The following is a 20,220-nucleotide window of genomic DNA, read 5'->3' on the forward strand; positions in this document are numbered from 1 at the left end:
GGGCCTGCAGCGCCGTTGTGGTGGGCGCCGTCGCTACTTGCCCGGGGGGCTGGCGGGTTGCGCCGGAACCACCTTGACCCACCAATCGGTGTGCCGCTCGATCCGCACAGGTAGGCTGGGCGGCAGGGCCGCCAGCGCGCGGTCGGTGTCATTCAGCGGAAAGCTGCCGCTGATGCGCAGGGATTCGAGGCTCGGGTCAAGGCCGAGGTACCCACGGCGGTACTCACCGAGTGTCGCCAGCAGATCGCCCAATGGCAGGTCTTCCACCACGAGCATGCCCCGGCTCCAGGCGTCTGCGGCGATCGGTGCTTCCTGATTGTCGTCAAGATGGTCACGATGCATCACTACCTGCTCGCCAGCCCGCACGGTACGACCCGCCTGGAGGCTGTCCGGAAGCGCGGCCACGGCGGATCGGAGTACGATCAGGCGGGTTGCATCACCCTCTTGCCGAACGATGAATCGCGTGCCGAGCGCGCGCAGATCACCTTGTTCAGTTTCGACGATAAAGGGTCTCGGGTCGCTGCCCGGTGCGGTTTCGACAAGCACTTCACCGCGGTGCAGAAACAGTCTGCGTTCTTGCTCATCGAAGCGAATATCCAGCGCGCTGCGGCTGTTCAGCTGGATATGGCTACGGTCGGCCAGCATGAGGCTCCGTTGCTCGCCGCTGCCGGTGCGCTCGTCGGCCAGCCACACCGGCAAGGGCTGCGACTGCAGCGCCAGTCCTATACCCAGCGTGCTGAACAAGGCCAGCCCGAGAAAGGCGCGGCCGGTGGCTCGCCGTCGCTGGGACGTCGCGCTGATCTGCAGTGCATGTCGCGCGCTCGGGGAATTGATACTGCCCAGTTGCTGGTCGATGCCGCCCAGCTGCGCCCAGGCTTTGGCATGCTCGGCGCTATCGCTCAGCCAGCGTTGGAGCTCGGCATTGACCTGGGGGCCGGCCGTTTCGTCACCGAGGCGCAGCTGCCAGGCGATGGCTTCATTGAGCACACGGGCCGATACCGGTTGACGGTCCATGTTCATGTAGGCTCGCCGTAAACCGCGATGTAGCACTGGCGCAGGGCCTGGGCCAGGTACTGACGCACGCGAGGGACCGAAACGCCGAGACGCTGGGCGATCTCGCCGTGCGTCATGCCATCCAGGCGGTTATAGAAGAAGGCGGCTCGCGCATTCGCCGAGAGCTGGCCAAGCAGCTCGTTTACCTCGCGCAGCGCTTCGATGACTTGAAGTTGCTCTTCGGCGCTGGGTTGCGTGTCTTCCGGTTGAAGCGCCAGTTCATCGAGGTAGGCGCGTTCCAGTGCGCTGCGGCGGAATTGATCGATCAGCAGGCCGCGGGCAATTGTCGCCAGCAACGCCCGCGGTTCGCGCACGCCGTTCAGGTCATTGCGCCTGAGCAAACGCAAAAAGGTGTCCTGGCTCAGATCCTCGGCGCGGTGCGGGCAGGCCTGATAGCGCCGCAGCCAATTGAGCAGCCAGTCGCGATGGTCGCGATACAGCGAACCCACGAAGAGTTGGTTGGACGACTCACCAGCCGACAAGGCGAAGCTCCAAGGCCGAAATGGCCGCTAACGAGAACTATTCGCATGATCGCAAGTTGCCGTCATAGGTGCAACGACAGATTGTCGGCATGCGGTGGGCGAGGTTGGGCGCTGTGGGTGCTTACCGCCGACATCACAGACGCGCACGCTGGCGCTGTCGCCAGTTGGCCAAGCGTAGGTTCAACGCGGCGAGGTTATCCACACCTTGGCGGCGCGCCTTGCTGAAGAGGATCAAGGCCAGTTCGGCGGTGACCAGTGCATCGGCGCTGGCGTGATGACGCTGCAGCACCTGCAGACCGAAATGGCTGCACCACTCGTTCAGGCCATTCTCCCGTGGCCGGTTGTCGGGGCAGAGCATCGGCGCGAGCTCGGCCACGTCGATAAATGGATGGCGCAGCTTGTAGCCGAGCGCCTGTCGCAGGGCGCGGGCCAGCATGCGCTGGTCGAATACCGCGTGGTACGCCAGGATCGGACTATCACCAACGAACTCCATGAAATCCAGCAGCGCGTCGACCGGATCATCGCCAGCCTCCAGTTCGCTGGGGGCTATGCCATGGATCAGCACGCTTTCGCTGATCTTCTGCGCCGGCCGCAGCAGGGTCGACAACTGATCGCCCAGGTCGATGGCGCCGTCCTCGATCACCACCGCGCCGATGGACAGGACGATGTCGCGGCGCATATCCAGGCCACTGGTTTCCAGGTCCAGCACCACCAGGCGCTGCTCGCGGAGCGGACAGGTGCCGAGTGCCGCCGGCTCGGGCAGCTGATCGCGTCGTTGCAGTTGTTCCAGGCCGAGGATCGGGCCTCGTAGTTTGAACCAGGGCATATTCATAACTGATAACGCAGGGCCAGGCTGCTCTGCAGGCGCTGGGCCTGACGGAAGGATTCGCGCAAGATGCGTCGATCCAGGTGGTTGAGGCTATCCGGGTCGAGCCGGTTGGAATAGGGCTGTCCGTCGCGTGCCTGCTGCTGGTGCTGCTGCATGCGCGTCTGCTGGATGAAATGGTAGGCCTCTTCATAGGCCGCACCATCCTTTGCGTCGATGACGTCCTTTTCGACCAGTTGGCGCAGCCGGTCGAGGGTATTGCAGGTGGCGATGCCGTGACTCAGCGCGAGTAGGCGTGCACCGTCGACGAAGGGTGTCAGGCCCTGCACCTTGAGATCCAGGGTCGGCTTGCCCTCGCCCTTGCGGGTCACCACGAAATCGCGGAAGCGACCCACTGGCGGTCGGTGGCGCAAGGCGTTGTCGGCGAGCATGCGCTGGAACAGGCGGTTCTCGCCGATTTCCTCGAGCAAGTCGTGACGCAACTGCTCGTAACCTTCACACGGCCCCCAGATAGCCCGCAGGTCGAAATAGATGGTGCTGCTGAGTAGGTTCTCCGGCGTTGACTCGCGAATGAACGAATTGAAGCGGCGTTGCCATTCCTGCCTCGAGAGGCACAGCTGGGGGTTGCTGGCCATGATATTGCCCTTGCACAGGGTAAAGCCGCAGGTGTCCAGGTCCTGGTTGATACGCTCGGCCAGCGGTAGAAGGCGTCCGCGGATATGTGCAGCCTCGGCGGCGTCGGCGGCTTCGAACAGAATGCCGTTGTCCTGATCGGTGTGAAGTGTTTGCTCTCTGCGCCCTTCGCTGCCGAAACACAGCCAGGTGAACGGGACGCCGGGATCGCCGAGCGCGTCGATGGCCAGTTCGATGACGCGGCAGACCGAGTGATCATTGAGCAGCGTGATGATGTGGGTGATCTGCGTCGAGGAGGCGCCGTGCGCCAGCATGTTGTCGACCAGTGGCAGGATGCGGCTGCGGATGATCACCAGCGTCTCGACGCTGTCGGCGTGGGAGATCGCCTGGGCCAGATGGACCAAATCGACCCGCTGCAGGGAGAACAGGTCACGCTCGGAAATCACGCCGCGCAGCGTACCATTCTCGACAATGCAAACGTGGGCGATATGCCGCTCGGTCATAGCGATCGCCGCGTCGAATGCGCTGGCGTCCGGCGGCAGATGGAAAGGGTTTGGCGTCATGAATCGGGAAATCGGCGCGGATAGCTCGGTGGTGCCGTTGGCGATCACGTGCCGGAGATCGCGCAAAGTGAAGATGCCTTGCGGATGCAGTGCCTCATCGGTGATCACGATGCTGCCGACGTTGCTGTCGTTCATCAGGCCGACCGCTTCGGGTAACGGCATGGAGGGCAGGCAGGAAACCGGATGGTGCAACGCCAGCTCGCCGATACGGGTATCCAACGAATACTGCGCGCCGAGGTTTTCCACCGCGCGCATCTGCGCCTGCTGGTTGACCAGGTCCAGCAGGCTGCTGACCCCGCGCATGGCGAAGTCGCGGAACGCGGCGGATTTGGACACCAGCTTGATGAACGCAGGCTTGTTCAACAGGAAACAGAAGGTGTCTTCCGCGGCGAAATGGCCGGTACGGGTGGCGCGCTCGCCCATCAGCGCCGCCATCGGAAAGCATTCGCCGACGATCACTTCGAACGTGGTCTCGGTGCCGCGCTTGCTGGTATGCGGACGCTGACCGTGCACACGCCCCTGCTTGACGATGTAGAAATGCTCGACGACGCCATCATCGGGCGAAATGATGCAGTCGCCCTCACTGTAAAAGCGCAGCTGACAGTTTTCGACCAGGTAGGCGAGATGGCCCGGCTCCATTTGATTGAATGGAGGAAACTTTCGCAGAAACTCCATGGTTCCATGGATGTTCTGCATGACGGCGGTCTTGCCTGCCTCGGCGAAAGCATCGGCTTTGCTCATGGTTTTTGCGTCCATTTTTTGCGCCCAATGGTGGGCTGCAGGTCCGAAGGGGCCCATTGGACGTAAGTCTAGTCGCGGGCAAGGCGCTTTGAGCTGCCAGGCATCAGCTGTATCAGCCGGGTGTGCAGGCAAGAAGCCGCCTGAAGCCGGTTTTCTCGTATGCCACATCGGACCGCAACGGCGCCTTGCCGCGCCTGGGTTGAGGCGCCACGGGTGTCTAAAGCAGCCACGTTATTTGTCGCATGCCGAACTTCAATGCGATTCACGGACTTCAGACATAATAAACCGCCCCGAAGGGCGGTTTATTTGCGGCTGGTCAGCTGTTACAGGCCGTTCTTGGCCTTGAACTCGCGACGGCGGCGGTGCAGGACCGGCTCGGTGTAGCCGTTGGGCTGCTTGGTGCCTTCGAGCACCAGTTCCAGCGCGGCCTGGAAGGCGACGTTGTTGTCGAAGTCCGGGGCCAGGGGGCGGTAGGTCGGATCCCCGGCGTTTTGACGATCCACCACCGGTGCCATGCGCTTGAGGCTTTCGACGACCTGCTCCTCGGTCACCACGCCATGACGCAGCCAGTTGGCCATGTGCTGGCTGGAGATGCGCAGGGTGGCGCGGTCTTCCATCAGTGCGATGTCGTTGATGTCCGGCACCTTCGAGCAACCGACGCCGGCGTCGATCCAGCGGACCACGTAGCCGAGGATGCCCTGCGCGTTGTTGTCCAGTTCGTTGCGCTTTTCCTCGTCGCTCCAGTTGGTGTGCTGTGCCAGCGGAATGGTGAGGATGTCATCGACCGAGGCTTTTTCGCGCTTGGCCAGCTCAGCCTGACGAGCGAACACGTCGACCTTGTGGTAGTGCATGGCGTGCAGCGTCGCGGCGGTAGGCGAGGGGACCCAGGCGGTGTTGGCGCCGGCCATGGGATGACCGATCTTCTGCTCGAGCATGCTCGCCATCAGGTCGGGCATGGCCCACATGCCCTTGCCGATCTGCGCCTTGCCCTGCAGACCGCACGCCAGGCCGACGTCGACGTTGTTGTTTTCGTAGGAGCCGATCCACTTCTCAGTCTTCATCGCCGCCTTGCGAACCACAGGGCCAGCTTCCATGGAGGTGTGAATTTCGTCGCCGGTGCGGTCTAGGAAGCCGGTGTTGATGAACACCACACGCTCGCGCGCTTCCTTGATGCAGGCCTTGAGGTTGACCGTGGTGCGGCGTTCCTCGTCCATGATGCCGACCTTCAGGGTATTACGCGGCAGGCCGAGGACGTCTTCGACGCGACCGAACAGCTCGGTGGTGAAGGCGACTTCTTCCGGGCCGTGCATCTTCGGTTTGACGATGTACATCGAGCCGGTGCGGCTGTTCGCGCGAGTGGTGTTGCCCTTGAGGTTGTGCATCGCGGCCAGGCTGGTGAACAGGCCGTCCATGATGCCTTCGGGCACTTCGTTGCCGTCCTTGTCGAGGATGGCGTCGTTGGTCATCAGGTGGCCGACGTTGCGGATGAACAGCAGGGAGCGGCCATGCAGGGTCAGCTCGCCGTTGCCATCGGCCTGGGTGTAGACGCGGTCCGGGTTCATGGCGCGCGTGATGCGCTTGCCACCCTTGTCCAGCTCCTCGACCAGGTCGCCTTTCATCAGGCCGAGCCAGTTACGGTAGACGAGGGTCTTGTCGTCGGCGTCGACCGCGGCGATGGAGTCTTCGCAGTCCATGATGGTGGTCAGCGCCGATTCCATCAGCACGTCTTTGACACCGGCCGCGTCGGTCTGGCCGATGGGGCTTGCCGGGTCGATCTGGATTTCGAAGTGGATGCCGTTGTGCTTGAGCAGCACCGCGATCGGTGCGTCGGCGGCGCCCTGGAAGCCACGCAGCTGGGCGGGATTCCGCAGACCGCTGGTATTTCCGCTCTTCAGCGCGACGACCAACTTGCCTGCTTCGATGCGGTAGCCGGTGGAGTCGGCGTGCGAGCCGCTTTCCAGCGGCGCGGCCTCATCGAGGAAGGCGCGAGCGTAGGCGATGACCTTGTTGCCGCGGATTTCGTTGTAGCCCGGACCCTTGGTGGCGCCGTCTTCTTCAGAAATCGCATCGGTGCCATAGAGCGCGTCGTACAGCGAGCCCCAGCGGGCGTTGGCCGCGTTCAGGGCGAAGCGCGCGTTCATGATCGGCACCACCAATTGCGGGCCGGCCATGCGGGCGATTTCTTCGTCGACGTTCTGTGTAGTGGCCTGGAAGTCTTCGGCTTCCGGCAGCAGGTAGCCGATGTCCTGCAGGAAGGCCTTGTAGGCCACCGGATCGTGGGCTTGACCGGCGCGGGCCTGGTGCCAGGCATCGATCTGCGCCTGCAGGTCGTCACGCTTGGCCAGCAGCGCGCGGTTCTTCGGCGCCAGGTCGTGGATGACGCTGGAGGCGCCGGCCCAGAAGGCATTGGCATCAACACCAGTACCGGGAATCGCTTCGTTGTTCACGAAGTCGTACAGGACTTTGGCGACCTGCAGGCCACCGACTTCAACGCGCTCAGTCATTACTCGCCTCACTTGGTTCTTCTTCAAATCCGTCGGACAGTTCTTCTTGTAGTCCGGGTCGGCGGATACTACATGAAGCGGTTTGGAAAATCAGTCCGCCAAATGGACCGCTCTTCAACCTCGCGGCGAGCGAGTCAATGCCTGAGTCGGCGGGTTTGAAATGGCTGGCTCGGCGCGGCGACGGCGGTAGATTGTTCTATACCTATGGAGCCGGACGCCACGAGTGAGGTCCATAGCATTCGTTTCCCGGACGACCCGCAGGGGGCGTCCATCCATCATTTGAGGAGCCCAAAATGGATCATCTCGTCCTAACCGTCATTGCCGAAGATCAGCCCGGGCTGGTCGAGCGCGTGGCCAAGTGCATCGCCGAGCATGGCGGTAACTGGCTGGACAGCCGCATGTCGCGCATGGCTGGCCAGTTCGCCGGGATTTTGCGGGTCGCGGTACCGAAGGACGCTCACGCCGGGCTGACCGATGCGCTGCAACGGCTGGAGCAGCAGGGTATTCGGGTGGTGTTTGCGCGCAGCGGCGAGGTGCCCGAACGCAGCTGGCGAATGATCCAGCTTCAGCTCGTAGGCAACGATCGCTCGGGTATCGTGCGCGACATCACCCGCCTGCTGGCGGGGCACGGCATCAATGTCGAAAGCCTGAACACCGACGTCCTGCCCGCGCCGATGACCAACGAGCTGCTGTTTCATGCCGACGCTCGGCTGGCGGTGCCAGCCGAGCTGTCGCTGGATGAACTCCAGCAGCACCTGGAGACATTGGCCGATGAGCTGATGGTGGAATTGAAACTGCAGTCAGCCGAGTAAACGCCTTACCTCACCGACACTTGGCGCATCAGCCGCCAGGCGTCGTAGCTGTATACCGCCAGGCCGGCCCAGATGCAGATGAACGCGAGCTGGCGGTCAGCGGGGAAGGGCTCGTTGAACACCCATACCGCCAATATCAGCAGTAGGGTTGGCGTGATGTACTGCAAGAATCCCAGCGTCGAATAGGGCAGGTGGCGCGCGGCGGCGTTGAAGCACAGCAGCGGCAACAATGTCACCGGCCCGGCTGCGACCAGCCAGAGAGCCTGTGGATCGGTCCAGAACGACCATTCGGTGCTCGGTCCGCTGCCGAAGAAGAACAGCCAGCCCAGGGCGATCGGTAGCAGTAGCCAGGTTTCGACCACCAGGCCCGGCAGCGCCGCCACCGGCGCCTGTTTGCGCAGCAGACCGTAGGTAGCGAAGCTCAGTGCGAGGGCGATCGACACCCAGGGGAAATCCCCGAGCGTGATCAACTGCAGGAGCACACCGACCACCGCCATCGCCACCGCCAGCCACTGCAGCGGTCGTAGCCGTTCGCGCAGTACGATCAACCCGAGCAGCACATTGACCAGTGGGTTGATGTAATAGCCCAGGCTCGCTTCGAGCATGTGGTCGTGATTGACCGCCCAGACGTAAATCAGCCAGTTGGTCGCGATCAGCACGCTGGAGATCATCAGCACGCCGATTCGCCGCGGGTGAGCGAGCAGTTCCTGCCACCAGCCCGGGTGGCGCCACAGCATGAGCACCAGCGTACCGAACAGCGCCGACCAGATGGCGCGCTGGGTGACGATCTCCAGCGCCGCATACTGTTCGATTGACTTGAAGTAGAGCGGAAACATGCCCCAGATGCAGAAGGTCGTCAGACCCAGTAGATACCCTTTACGCAGATCGGCAGTGGCCATGGAAATTCCGAAACGGTGCGGCGGAGAGCCGGCCATTCTGCGCCTCTGCGATGGCATTTGTCTGCCGCGTCGACCAATCCCGGATGTTCTGAAACGTTCACAAACAGGCGGCATTGAACGGAGCCGGTAACAGCCCGTCTCAGGAGGATGATCGAAGGCCGCGGTAGCGGCCCGTCCGCCACGAGGGGAATCGATGAAATTGCAGAACAAAGTCGCACTGGTCACCGGCAGCTCCCAGGGTATCGGTCGTGGCATCGCCGTGCGTCTGGCCGAGGAAGGCGCCGATCTGGTCATCAATGGCCGGCACGATGACGACGAATCCCAGGCAACCCTCGAGCAGGTTCGTGCGCTGGGTCGCCAGGCCTGTTTCATTGCTGCCGATGTCGGGGTCGCCGCCGAATGCCGGCGGCTGGTGGCGCAGTCAATCGAGCAGATGGGGCGTCTCGACATACTCGTCAATAACGCCGGCGTGCAGCGGCATAGTCCGTTTCTCGAGGCCGGCGAAGGCGATTACGACCTGGTGCTCAACGTCAACCTGCGTGGCCCGTTCTTTCTCGCCCAGGCGTTCGCGCGGCATCTGCGCGATGCCGGCCGAGGCGGGCGGATCATCAATAACAGCTCGGTGCATGAGGAGTTGCCGTTTCCCAACTTCACCAGCTACTGCGCCAGCAAGGGTGGGCTGAAGTTGCTTATGCGCAACCTGGCGATCGAGCTGGCGCCGCTGGGGATCACGGTCAATAACGTGGCACCGGGGGCGATCGAGACGCCAATCAACCGGGCCCTGATGAATCAACCCGAGAAACTGGCCGGCCTGCTCGCCAATATTCCCACCGGTCGCCTCGGGCAGCCACGCGATGTGGCTGGTGCGGTGGCGTTTCTCGCCTCGGACGAGGCCGATTACATCACCGGTACTACACTGGTGATTGATGGCGGACTGCTATGGAACTACAGCGAGCAATGACCGACACCGATCTGAGCCCTTTCGATTACGACACCCGTGCGGTTTCTGACGCAGACACCCTGACCCCGGCGGACCGCTATCAGGAATTGTTCGTGGCGGTGCAAACGCAGCGCGTGTTTCCCGACAGCAAGACCTTCGTCGACTGCGCGCCACGCCAGCATCCAGAGCGGATTCTGGACAGCTATCGGACACGTAGCGGCGAGCCCGGTTTCGATCTGAAAGCCTTCGTGCTGGAGCATTTCGAGGTCTACCAGAGGGCACCTACGGAGTTCGTGGCCAACCCCGACGACAGCCTGAGCGAGCACATCGACCGGCTCTGGCCGATACTCACCCGACAGCCGCGGCAGCATCCGGAGTTCTCCTCACTGCTGCCCTTGCCGCACGACTACGTCGTACCGGGCGGCCGTTTCACCGAGATGTACTACTGGGATTCCTACTTCACCATGCTCGGCCTGGACGAGAGCGGGCATTGCGAGTTGCTACGGTCGATGGCCGACAACTTCGCCTACCTGATCGATACCTACGGGCATGTACCAAATGGCAATCGGTCCTATTACCTGAGTCGATCGCAGCCGCCGGTTTTCGCGCTGATGATCGATCTGTTCGAGGATACCGGCGTGCATCGCGCGAGCGATTACCTGCCGCAACTGCGTAAGGAATACGCCTTCTGGACCGAGGGCGCCGATCATCTGCGTCCCGGTGAGGCGCATCGGCGCTGTGTCTGTCTGCCCGACGGCAGCGTGCTCAACCGCTACTGGGACGAGCGCGACACCCCCCGCGAGGAGTCCTATCTCGAAGACGTGGAAACCGCGCGTTCATCGAGCCGGCCGGCGCACGAGGTCTATCGCGACCTGCGCGCCGGTGCCGAATCGGGCTGGGATTTCAGCTCACGCTGGCTGGGCGACCCGCAGCGCCTGTCGAGTATTCGCACCACCAACATCATTCCGGTGGATCTGAACAGCTTCCTGCACAAGGTCGAATGTCAGATTGCTCGACTCAGTGATCAGAAAGGCTGGCATGCATGCGCCAAGACGTTCCGCCAGCGCGCCGATGCGCGCCTGGCGGCGATCAACCTGTATCTGTGGAGCGATCGGGACGGCGCCTATTTCGACTACGACTGGACGCTGCAACAGCAGCGCGACAACCTCACCGCCGCGACCCTGACGCCACTGTTCCTCCGGCTGGCCAGCGATCAACAGGCGGGGCGGGTGGCCGATATCGTTCGTGAACGGCTCCTGGCACCTGGCGGGCTGTCGACCACTGAAATTGCTGACACCGGTGAACAGTGGGACCGCCCCAACGGCTGGGCGCCGTTGCAGTGGATGGGCATTCGCGGGCTGCAGCGCTACGGGCACAACGCCTTGGCGCTGCAGATCGAAGAGCGATGGCTGAAGGTCGTCTCGCTGCTGTTCGAACAGGAAAGCAAGCTGGTGGAGAAGTATGTGCTGCGCCCCAGCGCCGAACATGCCGGCGGTGGCGAATATCCGTTGCAGGATGGTTTCGGTTGGACCAATGGCGTGATCCGCAAACTGATGCAGGATGACCCCAACCACGAGGCCCATCGCTGCCGAGCCGGCCGATGCCGGGCGGAGTGGGCGCCAGAGTGATATCTGTTCGAAGCCCAGCTTGACGTTGGGCTTGTCGGTGGCCGTCGGTAGTGCAATCGACGCGGTGGTTTGACCTCCCATGAGCGTGCGGGGTCCTGGCGCCCACGTTCGACGATCGGTGGGCCGTCAGTTCGCCGTAATTTGGCCTCCACCCATGTGGCGTTGAGTGCTGGCCGTTCCGCCTGTGAAGTTGCTGCACATGGTTTGGCGCATCTTGTACAGACTCGGCGCGTTACGAGGGGCGCCAACATCATCGCGTGGCCGAGTCGAGTCAGCTCAACAATCTTCTAGCTCAGTTGGTTGGCCGAATGGCCAATCCGGTTCGCACCTGCACTTAACCCTTGCGTAGTTGGCCGCTTGTGTCGGTCGTCCCTCATGGGCCAAGCGCTGCCGCACGTAGCGCCAAGGTTCCATCCGAGTACTCAATCCGGTTCGCTGAATGGCCGATGCTGAGCCTGGTGGTTGGTATCCCGTTGCATCTATCAGCTCGAACGAAGCCGGCCGGACGAGGTACCGATCGCAGGCCGAGGCGCTGCGATGCTCGGGGCAGCAGCGGGTCGCCACACCAGCAATCGCACTCAACAGCGTTTAACGAGCTCGTGAAGAACTGGTTCTAGCCTCTTCTAAATAAAAACATTTATCAATATCATGCGCATTAACGTTATTTGAAGGGTTGGTCCCATGAGCCTCGTTGTCGCTTCGCCGCCGTTTTCTTTGCGCCCACTGGCGCTTGGTCTGCCAGTTCTGATTGCCTGCTTCGCCGCCGAGGCTCAGGATACGGTTGAGCTGGAGGCACAACAGATCACTGCGCCACGCGAAGTCGAGCGGGGCAATGGCCCGGTCGAAGGCTATGTCGCAAAACGCAGCGTCAGCGGCACCAAAACTGACACACCAATCGTCGAGACCCCGCAGTCGATCAGCGTGATCACCGCCGACCGCATCCGCGATCAGGGTTCGCTGACCATCCAGGACTCGCTGCGCTATGTCGCCGGCATGCGCGGCGAGGCCTATGGCTTCGACAGTCGTGGCGACTCCGCACTGATTCGCGGTGTGTCTCCGACGACCTTTCTCAATGGCCTGCAGCTGAGCGTCGGTAACTACAACAACACACGCACCGATCCTTTCACGCTGGAACGCGTCGAGGTGATCAAGGGACCGTCGTCCATGCTCTATGGGCAGAGTTCGGTCGGCGGCTTGCTCAATTTCGTCAGCAAGCGTCCGCAGGCCGAACAGAAGAGCGAGCTGCAGCTGCAGTACGGCAGCTTCGACCGCAAGCAGATCGCCTTCGACAGCACCGGTCCGCTGGATGAAGACGGCACGTTGCTCTATCGCGTGGTCGCGATCCAGCGTGACAGCCAGACCCAGGTCGATCACACCAAGGACAACCGCCTGCTATTCATGCCGTCGCTGACCTGGCGTCCCAACGAGCAGTTCGAATGGACTCTGATGGCCAATGTGCAGAAGGACGACGGCGGCACCACCAGCTCCTTTTTGCCGCACCGCGGCACGGTGCTCAGCGCGCCCTATGGCGAGATTGGCAGTGAGCGCTTCGTCAGCGAGCCGGGCTTCGATGAGTACGACAGCGAGCAGAAAGCGCTGACCTCGCAGATGGCCTGGCAGCTTGATGACACCTGGACGCTGCGGCAGAACCTGCGCTGGCAGAAGAGCAAGGTCAGCTATCAGACCATGTACGGTTGGCCGCCGGTACTCGGCGCCGACGACCGCACGGTCAACCGCGTCTGGTCCATTTCCAAGCCGGAAGTCACCATCTGGACGGCCGACCATCAGGCCGAGTCGCGCTTCGACACTGGCGCGCTGCAGCACACCGCGCTGGTGGGTATCGACTACCGGCACGCCGTCACCGATAGCCGGACCGCTCGCGGCGTGGCCACCCCGCTGGACCTCTACGATCCGGTGTACGGCACCTTCGATCCGTCCGGCATCACGCTTTCCGACGTTCCGCAGCAGCGCGTCGCCCAGCAGGGCCTGTACGCTCAGGACCAGATCCGCTACCAGAACTGGCTGATGACCCTCGGCCTGCGCAAGGATTGGGCGGACACGCGAGTCGAGGAGGGCACTCGGCAGAAGGATGACGCGGTCACCGGTCGCGTCGGTCTGACGTACCTGTTCGACAATGGCGTGGCGCCCTACATCAGCTACAGCGAATCCTTCACGCCGATCATCGGTCTGGATAACTTCACTCAGCAGTCCTACAAACCGCTCGAGGGCGAGCAGTGGGAGCTCGGTGTGAAATACCAGCCGGCTGGTAGCAACACGCTGCTCACGGCCGCGGTGTTCGATCTGCGCGAGAAGAACCGCCAGATGCCCAACCCGGCGAATCCTCTCAGCACCATCCAGGCCGGCGAAGCGCGGGTCAAGGGACTGGAGCTCGAAGGGCTGGTCGAGATGAACCCGAACTGGGATCTGATCAGCACCTACACCTACCTGGACAGCGAAGTGGCCAAGGGCCCCTCCGCCCAGCAGGGCAAGCGCATCGCCAGCGTGCCTGAACATATGGCCTCGCTGTGGTCGCAGCACCGCTTCAGCATCGCCGGCATTCCCGGCTTCAGCGCTGGTGCCGGTGTGCGTTACGTCGGCGCCAGCTGGGATGGCACCGATACGCTGAAGACGCCATCGACGACGCTGTTTGACGCCATGCTCGGCTACGCCTATCAGGACTGGGCCTTCACCGTTAACGCCACCAACCTGGAAGACGAGACCTACTACACCACCTGCCTGTCGCGTGGCGACTGCTTCACGGGCAACCGCCGCACCGTGGTGGCGACCGCGAGCTACAGCTTTTGAACGTCGCTGAGCCGCGCGCCGCTTGCCGGCCAGCAAGGGAGGATTCGAGGTGAGTCGCAACGTATCCATAAACCGCTGGAACATCGCGTCGCGTGTGCTCGCGGCGCTGGTCGGCGGCTATGCGGTCGCCTACGCGGTGACCGCCTTTCTGGCGGTCTACCTGCCGCTGGCCCGGCCTGATCGTGTGGTGTTTTCCAGCCTCGCCAGCTTTGCCGTGTGGACGGCGGTGGTGATCTACGTGTTCGCCGCCCGCAGTGCCACGCGGGTATGGCTGTTGATCGTCGGCGTGACCGCGGTGCTGTGCCTGGCCGCGTTCTTTTCCGGCGACTGGAGGGTTCGTCCATGAAACTGCGCCAAAGCATGGCCGGCTTGCACACCTGGGGCGGACTGCTGCCGAGCTGGCTGCTGTTCGTGATCATCTTCGCCGGCACTGTGGCCTGCTTCGACAAAGAACTCACCCGCTGGATGCGCCCCGCGCTACATGATGGTGTGGTCTCGAGCCTGGGCGCGGACGATGTGCGCGGCTGGCTGCAGCAGAACGTCAGCGAAAAGCTCCACGCGTTCTGGATGCACGGCCCGACCGAGCGCGAGCCTTACTGGCGGCTCGGTTGGGAAGTCGATGGCAGCGAGACCTTCAACAACGTCGCCTTCGATCCGCGCGGTACGCAGGCCGTACCGATGCCGGAAACGGTCGGCGGCGAGTTCTTCTTCAAGCTGCACTACAACCTGCACGCCGGCGACATCGGCATGTACATCGTCGGCCTGGCCGGCATGTTCATGCTCGTCGCGCTGGTGTCGGGGGCGATCATCCACCGGCGCATCTTCAAAGACTTTTTCACCCTGCGGCCCAAGGCCAACGGCCAGCGTGCCTGGCTCGATGCGCACAACCTGTTCGGCGTGGTCGGTTTTCCATTCCATCTGGTACTGGCGTATACCGGTGTGGCGATCTTCGCCGCGACCTACATGCCGGCCGCCGCCCAGGTGAGCTATTCCGGCAATGTCATGCAGTACTTCAGTGAGGTGATGGGTAGCTTCGAGCGCGAAGAAGTGCACCAGCCGCCGGCTACCCCGGTGTCCCTCGACGCGCTAATCGCCGAATCGCGCCAGCAATGGGGCGGTGGCGAGGTGGGTTGGGTCAGCGTGCATCATCCCGATGATGCCTCGGCCGTGGTCGACGTCCGCCTTCGTGACCGTTCGCGTATCGGTTCGCCGCAAGACACCCTCAGCTATGACGCCAGTACCGGTGAGCTGCTCAACCGCCAGGACGCCTCCACGGGCTATCGCGCCTACCTCTGGCTGGCGGGGCTGCACATGGCGCAGTTCGGCGGCACGCTGGTGCGTCTGCTTTATCTGCTGATGGGGCTTGCCGGTTGCGCGATGCTGGTCGGCGGGCTGCAGGTCTGGCTGGCTAAACGCGAGCAGCGCGGTGATGCGAGTGTGGTCTGGGTGCGCGCATTGAACGCGTCGGTGTTCGCCGGTCTGCCGCTGGCCAGTCTGGCGCTGCTGTGGGGTAATCGGCTGATCCCGGCGACATTAGCCGAACGTGCCGTGGCCGAAGGCTGGGTGTTCGTCGGCGTCTGGTTGCTGGCTGTGCTCTGGGCCGTTCTGCGCCGCCATCAGAGCCGTCGCCTGCTGCGCGAGCAACTGCTGCTCGGCGCCGTGCTCGCGCTCGGCTTGCCGGTCGTCAACGCGCTGACCTCCGATGGTCATCTGATCGCCAGCGTCGGACGCGGTGACTGGGCCTTGGCGTCGGTCGATCTGTTCATGATCGTCGTGGGGCTGGTCTGTGCGGCCTGCGCCTGGCGCTTGAACACAACGCCGGTTGCCGCTGCGGCGCGCGGTCGGACCACTCGCGTGCAAGAGGCCTGACCATGCTGCTATTGGCTTTCGCAATGGCCTACCTGGGCATGACGCTGCTCTGCCTGGCCATGAACCGCCACCGTGGCGTGCTGTTGCGCGCCGATACGCATCTGCTGGGGATAAGGGGGCTGCGGACGCTGGCTGCGGGCTGCTTCGGCGTTGCTCTGTGGCTATGCATCGCCAGCGAGGGCGGTGAGATGGGAGCGGTTGTCTGGCTTTGCCTGGTGATGCTGGCCGGCATCATGCTGGCGTTGCTGCTCGCCTGGCGGTCACGTTGGGTACTGCCTGTGGTGCCCCTATTGGCGGTCTGCGGCGTTTTGCTGGTGATGTACTAGCGCTGTACCCGGCACTCGTTGAAATCGGTTTCCCGCGTTTCATTCCGCTGGCAGCCGATTCCCCGGATGTCGGCAAATGACTCAAGGCCGGCGATAGGGCGAAGTTACCGCCGGGGACAGATCCAACGTGCCCTTCTCGACGAAGCGCTGCGTGCCGAACAACCCACCGGCCAGCTTGCCGCGCAGCACGTAGGGCACTTCGTTCATGCCGATGTTCTCGGCCAGCCCCAACGCTTGGCGCGCCGCCGAGAAGGCGGAAACCGTCACCGGCACGCCCAGCACGGCTTCGCCGAAGCGCGGCACGCTGCCGCTCGCGTCGCTGACGCCGCTGGCCAGACGCCGGCCGTTGACGTCCAGATCGAGCGCGACCCCGTTGTAATCGAGCGCCATGTCGTTGGGGTTCTGTATTCGCAGCTTGACCTCCATGCGCAGCTCCAGCCCTTCGCCCGGCAGGGGCTGGATGCCGGCGACCTGGACGTTCAGCGGATCGCGCTGGCCGAAGGCCGCGCAGCCGGCCAGGCTCAGTACCAATAGGAACGTGGATAACAAAGAGACAGCGGGTATCGCTCGGTGTATGTGCATAAGGCGTTCTACTCGGATTTCCTGGTGAGGCTGCCCAGGCCCTGCAGCAGCTCCATGGGCAGCGGGAAGACGATCGTCGAGTTCTTGTCGCCTGCGATGTTGCTCAACGTCTGCATGTAGCGCAGCTGCATCGCACCGGGCTGGCGGCCGAGCATCTCGGCCGCCTGCATCAGTTTCTCCGATGCCTGCAATTCGCCCTCTGCATGAATGACCTTGGCGCGCCGCTCGCGTTCCGCCTCGGCCTGGCGCGCGATGGCGCGGATCATCGACTCGTCGAGGTCCACATGCTTGATCTCGACGTTGGCGACCTTGATCCCCCAGGCGTCGGTCTGGGCGTCGAGCACCTGCTGGATGTCGTTGTTGAGCTGCTCGCGCTCGGCCAGCATGTCGTCCAGATCATGCTTGCCCAACACCGCCCGCAGGGTGGTCTGGGCCAACTGACTGGTGGCCGAATGATAATCCTCGACCTGAATGATGGCTTTTTCGGCATCCAGTACCCGGTAATAGACCACGGCGTTGACCTTCACCGACACGTTATCGCGGGAGATCACGTCCTGGGTCGGTACGTCCAGTACCAGCGTGCGCAGATCGACCCGCACCATTTGTTGAATGCCCGGGATGACCAGAATCAGCCCGGGCCCTTTGACTCTCCAGAAGCGGCCCAGCTGGAATACCACGCCACGTTCGTATTCACGCAGGATACGAAAGGCTGATGCCAGCAATGCGATCAGTAGCACCAGCACCGCTATGAAGCTCATTTCAAAACCCATGATTCACCTCTTCTCGATGGGCGGCGCGTCGGCCGCAGTGACGTCCAGTTGCAACCCGCGTCTGGCCACGACGCGGACCTGCTGACCCAGGTGCAGGGGCGAGGGGCTCACCACCTGCCAGTGTTCGCCCTGCAGCTGCACCCAGCCGCAGGCGGGGTCGTTCGTTTCGATTCGGGTCACCGGCGCCAGGCTGCCGACCAGCTCGGCGTCACCACTGACCAGGCGTTGCCGACGTGCCTTGAGCGCCATGCTGACGATGGCGAACAGCAGCAGCGCACTGAGTGCTGCCAGCGTGCCGATCAAGGCCAGGGGAATACCGTAGCCCGGCACGTCGGTGTCGAACAGGATCACCGCGCCGGTGACGAAGGCGGCCACGCCACCCAGACCGAGCACGCCGAAACTGGGTATGAAGGCCTCGGCAACCATGAAGCCCAATCCCAGCAGAATCAGTGCCACGCCGGCGTAGTTCACCGGCAGCAGTTGCAGCGAGTACAACGCCAGCAGCAGGCAGATACCGCCGACCACACCGCCACCGCCGGTGCCCGGGTTGGAAAACTCGAATATCAGGCCGTAGATACCGATCATCATCAGGATCAGTGCCACGCTGGGGTTGGTGATCACCGCCAGCAGGCGCACGCGCCAGTCCGGATCGTAGCGGTCGAGCGTGGCGTTGGCGGTGTGCAGCGTTCGCTCTCCTGCACCGGTCCGAAGGGTCTTGCCATCGAGTTGGGCAAGCAGGTCCGAGAGATCGGTCGCCAAGTAGTCGACCACCTTGAGCTTCAGTGCTTCGTTGGCCGACAGGCTGACTGCTTCGCGCACCGCTTGCTCGGCCCACTCGGCGTTGCGTTCGCGCAATTGCGCCAGGCCGCGAATGTAAGCAGCGGCATCGTTGACCTGTTTGCGGCTCATGGCGTCGCCGTGCTCGGCCCCCGCTGGGGCCGCGTCGGGTTTTTTCTCGGGGGGCGCGCCCGGCGTGCCGCCAATCTGCGCGGGCGTGGCAGCGCCGAGGTTGGTGCCCGGACTCATCGCGGCGACATGGCTGGCGTAGAGCATGTAGGTTCCGGCACTGGCCGCGCGCGCGCCGCTGGGCGTGACATGGGTGGCGATGGGCACGGGGCTGGCGAGAATTTCCTTGATGATCGCGCGCATCGAGCTGTCCAGGCCGCCCGGCGTGTCGAGCTGCAGCACCAACAGCTGCGCATTGGTTTGCGCTGCGCGCTGGATGCCCCTGATGAGGTAGTCGGCACTGGCCGGCCCGATGACCCCATCGACTCGCAGGACGGTGACTGGCGCTGCAGCCAGAGCCGTGCCGGTGCATCCCAGCCACGAGATCAGCAGCAGCGACAGCAGCCTAGCCAGGTGGTCGAAGCGGCGGTGGCGCATGGGCGTGATCCTCCGTGGGCGGCGATTGTCATGACAGTGATCGCGGCAGCACCAAAGAGGATAGTTCAGCTGGCGCGGGGCTCCTGTCGCGTAGCCGATCATTTACCGACCGGATGGAAACGGCCTGAACTCTATCGCGCTATCGGGCCTCACAATTCATAAGGTCGTTGCGCACGAAATATCCTGTCGGCTCGCCATTGAGGAGTATCCATGCGTATTCATCATCTCAACTGTGGCTGCATGTGTCCGCTGGGTGGGCGCCTGTTTGACGGTTTCAGCCCTGGACTGACGGCCAGTCTGGTGTGCCACTGCCTGTTGATCGAGACCGAGCGGCACGGGCTGGTACTGGTCGATACCGGCTTCGGCAACTGCGATGTGTTGGAGCCGCGCAAGCGACTCAGTTCTTTCTTCATTGCGCTCAACAACATCAAGTTCGAGCGTCGTTTAACGGCACTGGAGCAGGTTCGCCAACTGGGCTTCGCCCCTGAAGATGTCCGCCACATTCTCCTGACTCACCTGGATTTCGATCACGCCGGCGGACTGGAGGATTTCCCTGAGGCGCAGGTTCATGTGTTGCAGCGGGAAATCGACGCGGCGCGTGGCACCCATAGTTTCATTGGTCACCAACGTTATCGTCAGCGCCAGTGGGACGCGGTGCGCAACTGGCAGTTCTATCAGCCGGGAGGCGACAGTTGGTTCGGCTTTCAGGCCGTCAGGGAGCTGCGCGGGCTTCCTCCGGAGATTCTGCTGATCCCGCTGACGGGGCACACACATGGACATGCGGGCGTCGCACTGCAGAGCGGCGACGGTTGGTTGCTGCACGCCGGCGACGCCTACTTCTACCGCGACGAAGTGGGCCAGAACGAGCGTCATTGCACGCCGGGACTGCGCTTGTATCAACGCATGATGGAGGTGGATCGTCCGGCGCGCCTGGCCAACCAGCATCGCCTCTGGGCCTTGTCATTGGAGCACAAGGGTGAGGTAACGCTGTTCTGCAGCCACGATGCCAAAGAGTTCGAGCGCATGCATGCGGGAGGGCGCTGATGTCGCCGCAAGACGACCGCACCGGCGGGGCGGTGCGCGCCATGATGGGCTATGTACGCTGGATCGGCCTGGTGGCCTGCTCGCTGGCCGGGCTGGGTTATTTGCTGGTGGGGCATTTCAATATGGCCGGTCTGATGCTCGCTTTGGCGGTGCTGTCGTGGATCAACATCCGGCGCAAGCGCGGTGCGCGACCCGGCTCACCCCCGGCCGACCATTAGCGGGCCGATGGCGAATGCGCTCGCGGCGATACAGACGCGCCACCGGTTTCGACGCCTGCTGCCTGCCTGTCCGCTTCGGTCGCCGCTTAATTCGGTGCCTTTATTGGCCGGTTGGCACGCCAACGCCAAAGGAACCCCCAGG

Annotated in this window: 18 protein-coding genes; 9 read left to right on the forward strand and 9 right to left on the reverse strand. The window is 63.2% G+C overall.

All coding sequences use genetic code 11. The features are described from left to right. Window positions 1-33: 33 nt before the first annotated feature. The 5 genes from ACL0K2_RS15840 to ACL0K2_RS15860 all read right to left on the reverse strand — a co-directional run bounded on the left by ACL0K2_RS15840 (window position 34) and on the right by ACL0K2_RS15860 (window position 6,802). Window positions 34-1,014 carry a FecR domain-containing protein gene (locus ACL0K2_RS15840; protein WP_045164369.1) on the reverse strand — a complete coding sequence of 327 codons (981 nt, stop codon included), beginning with the start codon at window positions 1,012-1,014 and terminating at the stop codon, window positions 34-36. A gap of 2 nt (window positions 1,015-1,016) precedes the next feature. Beyond that, window positions 1,017-1,535 carry an RNA polymerase sigma factor gene (locus tag ACL0K2_RS15845; RefSeq protein ID WP_045163939.1) on the reverse strand — a complete coding sequence of 173 codons (519 nt, stop codon included), beginning with the start codon at window positions 1,533-1,535 and terminating at the stop codon, window positions 1,017-1,019. A 133-nt stretch (window positions 1,536-1,668) separates the two neighbouring features. Then, window positions 1,669-2,367 carry a PolC-type DNA polymerase III gene (locus ACL0K2_RS15850; RefSeq protein ID WP_413042991.1) on the reverse strand — a complete coding sequence of 233 codons (699 nt, stop codon included), beginning with the start codon at window positions 2,365-2,367 and terminating at the stop codon, window positions 1,669-1,671. Beyond that, entirely contained in the window at window positions 2,364-4,298 is a 1,935-nt protein-coding gene (locus ACL0K2_RS15855; RefSeq protein WP_413042992.1) for a putative nucleotidyltransferase substrate binding domain-containing protein, read from the reverse strand. Before ACL0K2_RS15855 ends, ACL0K2_RS15850 begins: the two co-directional genes overlap by 4 nt. A 323-nt stretch (window positions 4,299-4,621) precedes the next feature. Beyond that, on the reverse strand, window positions 4,622-6,802 hold the full coding sequence (locus ACL0K2_RS15860) for a malate synthase G (protein ID WP_239611201.1): 2,181 nt from the start codon (window positions 6,800-6,802) through the stop codon (window positions 4,622-4,624). A gap of 293 nt (window positions 6,803-7,095) precedes the next feature. Here ACL0K2_RS15860 and ACL0K2_RS15865 point away from each other — a divergent pair, with 293 nt between their 5' ends. Continuing rightward, entirely contained in the window at window positions 7,096-7,614 is a 519-nt protein-coding gene (locus ACL0K2_RS15865; protein WP_045163932.1) for a glycine cleavage system protein R, read from the forward strand. A 5-nt stretch (window positions 7,615-7,619) separates the two neighbouring features. On the opposite strand, the gene rarD is transcribed toward ACL0K2_RS15865, so the two are convergent. Continuing rightward, complete coding sequence (rarD, locus tag ACL0K2_RS15870; protein WP_239611199.1) at window positions 7,620-8,513, reverse strand: EamA family transporter RarD; 894 nt, start codon at window positions 8,511-8,513, stop codon at window positions 7,620-7,622. A gap of 193 nt (window positions 8,514-8,706) precedes the next feature. Here rarD and ACL0K2_RS15875 point away from each other — a divergent pair, with 193 nt between their 5' ends. From ACL0K2_RS15875 to ACL0K2_RS15900, 6 genes are all read left to right on the forward strand, one after another. After that, entirely contained in the window at window positions 8,707-9,474 is a 768-nt protein-coding gene (locus ACL0K2_RS15875; RefSeq protein WP_045163930.1) for an SDR family NAD(P)-dependent oxidoreductase, read from the forward strand. Continuing rightward, window positions 9,471-11,081: an alpha,alpha-trehalase TreF gene (gene treF, locus ACL0K2_RS15880; protein WP_239611198.1), complete on the forward strand. Its 1,611-nt coding sequence runs from the start codon at window positions 9,471-9,473 to the stop codon at window positions 11,079-11,081. The genes ACL0K2_RS15875 and treF overlap by 4 nt, the downstream gene beginning before the upstream one ends. Window positions 11,082-11,762: 681 nt before the next feature. Continuing rightward, window positions 11,763-13,886 carry a TonB-dependent siderophore receptor gene (locus ACL0K2_RS15885; protein ID WP_239611197.1) on the forward strand — a complete coding sequence of 708 codons (2,124 nt, stop codon included), beginning with the start codon at window positions 11,763-11,765 and terminating at the stop codon, window positions 13,884-13,886. 49 nt (window positions 13,887-13,935) lie between these two features. Next, window positions 13,936-14,232: a DUF3649 domain-containing protein gene (locus ACL0K2_RS15890; protein ID WP_239611196.1), complete on the forward strand. Its 297-nt coding sequence runs from the start codon at window positions 13,936-13,938 to the stop codon at window positions 14,230-14,232. Next, the gene (locus ACL0K2_RS15895) at window positions 14,229-15,755 is read left to right on the forward strand and encodes a PepSY-associated TM helix domain-containing protein (RefSeq protein ID WP_413042993.1); all 1,527 of its coding nucleotides are present in this window, start codon (window positions 14,229-14,231) and stop codon (window positions 15,753-15,755) included. Before ACL0K2_RS15890 ends, ACL0K2_RS15895 begins: the two co-directional genes overlap by 4 nt. Window positions 15,756-15,757: 2 nt before the next feature. After that, window positions 15,758-16,081 carry a DUF3325 domain-containing protein gene (locus tag ACL0K2_RS15900; RefSeq protein WP_413042994.1) on the forward strand — a complete coding sequence of 108 codons (324 nt, stop codon included), beginning with the start codon at window positions 15,758-15,760 and terminating at the stop codon, window positions 16,079-16,081. Between the two features lie 81 nt (window positions 16,082-16,162). Here ACL0K2_RS15900 and ACL0K2_RS15905 read toward each other — a convergent pair whose 3' ends face one another. The 3 genes from ACL0K2_RS15905 to ACL0K2_RS15915 are packed head-to-tail and all read right to left on the reverse strand — an operon-like array spanning window position 16,163 to window position 18,816. Further along, entirely contained in the window at window positions 16,163-16,663 is a 501-nt protein-coding gene (locus ACL0K2_RS15905) for an LEA type 2 family protein (RefSeq protein WP_413042995.1), read from the reverse strand. A gap of 8 nt (window positions 16,664-16,671) precedes the next feature. Beyond that, on the reverse strand, window positions 16,672-17,433 hold the full coding sequence (locus tag ACL0K2_RS15910; protein WP_045163923.1) for a slipin family protein: 762 nt from the start codon (window positions 17,431-17,433) through the stop codon (window positions 16,672-16,674). 3 nt (window positions 17,434-17,436) lie between these two features. Then, the gene (locus tag ACL0K2_RS15915; protein WP_413042996.1) at window positions 17,437-18,816 is read right to left on the reverse strand and encodes an NfeD family protein; all 1,380 of its coding nucleotides are present in this window, start codon (window positions 18,814-18,816) and stop codon (window positions 17,437-17,439) included. A gap of 210 nt (window positions 18,817-19,026) precedes the next feature. Here ACL0K2_RS15915 and ACL0K2_RS15920 point away from each other — a divergent pair, with 210 nt between their 5' ends. Continuing rightward, window positions 19,027-19,860, forward strand: a complete 834-nt coding sequence (locus ACL0K2_RS15920) for an MBL fold metallo-hydrolase (protein WP_413042997.1) — start codon at window positions 19,027-19,029, stop codon at window positions 19,858-19,860. Next, complete coding sequence (locus ACL0K2_RS15925; protein WP_045163920.1) at window positions 19,860-20,078, forward strand: hypothetical protein; 219 nt, start codon at window positions 19,860-19,862, stop codon at window positions 20,076-20,078. The genes ACL0K2_RS15920 and ACL0K2_RS15925 overlap by 1 nt, the downstream gene beginning before the upstream one ends. Window positions 20,079-20,220: the final 142 nt, after the last annotated feature.

This window comes from Pseudomonas sp. YJ42 (assembly GCF_047225135.1).
Taxonomy (GTDB): domain Bacteria; phylum Pseudomonadota; class Gammaproteobacteria; order Pseudomonadales; family Pseudomonadaceae; genus Stutzerimonas; species Stutzerimonas stutzeri_E.

Coding starts and splice junctions, on each gene's coding strand:
- ACL0K2_RS15840 (WP_045164369.1), bottom strand. CDS start 1,014: ATGGACCGTCAACCGGTATCGGCCCGTGTGCTCAATGAAGCCATCGCC.
- ACL0K2_RS15850 (WP_413042991.1), bottom strand. CDS start 2,367: ATGAATATGCCCTGGTTCAAACTACGAGGCCCGATCCTCGGCCTGGAA.
- ACL0K2_RS15855 (WP_413042992.1), bottom strand. CDS start 4,298: ATGAGCAAAGCCGATGCTTTCGCCGAGGCAGGCAAGACCGCCGTCATG.
- ACL0K2_RS15860 (WP_239611201.1), bottom strand. CDS start 6,802: ATGACTGAGCGCGTTGAAGTCGGTGGCCTGCAGGTCGCCAAAGTCCTG.
- ACL0K2_RS15865 (WP_045163932.1), top strand. CDS start 7,096: ATGGATCATCTCGTCCTAACCGTCATTGCCGAAGATCAGCCCGGGCTG.
- rarD (WP_239611199.1), bottom strand. CDS start 8,513: ATGGCCACTGCCGATCTGCGTAAAGGGTATCTACTGGGTCTGACGACC.
- ACL0K2_RS15875 (WP_045163930.1), top strand. CDS start 8,707: ATGAAATTGCAGAACAAAGTCGCACTGGTCACCGGCAGCTCCCAGGGT.
- treF (WP_239611198.1), top strand. CDS start 9,471: ATGACCGACACCGATCTGAGCCCTTTCGATTACGACACCCGTGCGGTT.
- ACL0K2_RS15885 (WP_239611197.1), top strand. CDS start 11,763: ATGAGCCTCGTTGTCGCTTCGCCGCCGTTTTCTTTGCGCCCACTGGCG.
- ACL0K2_RS15895 (WP_413042993.1), top strand. CDS start 14,229: ATGAAACTGCGCCAAAGCATGGCCGGCTTGCACACCTGGGGCGGACTG.
- ACL0K2_RS15900 (WP_413042994.1), top strand. CDS start 15,758: ATGCTGCTATTGGCTTTCGCAATGGCCTACCTGGGCATGACGCTGCTC.
- ACL0K2_RS15905 (WP_413042995.1), bottom strand. CDS start 16,663: ATGCACATACACCGAGCGATACCCGCTGTCTCTTTGTTATCCACGTTC.
- ACL0K2_RS15910 (WP_045163923.1), bottom strand. CDS start 17,433: ATGGGTTTTGAAATGAGCTTCATAGCGGTGCTGGTGCTACTGATCGCA.
- ACL0K2_RS15915 (WP_413042996.1), bottom strand. CDS start 18,816: ATGCGCCACCGCCGCTTCGACCACCTGGCTAGGCTGCTGTCGCTGCTG.
- ACL0K2_RS15920 (WP_413042997.1), top strand. CDS start 19,027: ATGCGTATTCATCATCTCAACTGTGGCTGCATGTGTCCGCTGGGTGGG.
- ACL0K2_RS15925 (WP_045163920.1), top strand. CDS start 19,860: ATGTCGCCGCAAGACGACCGCACCGGCGGGGCGGTGCGCGCCATGATG.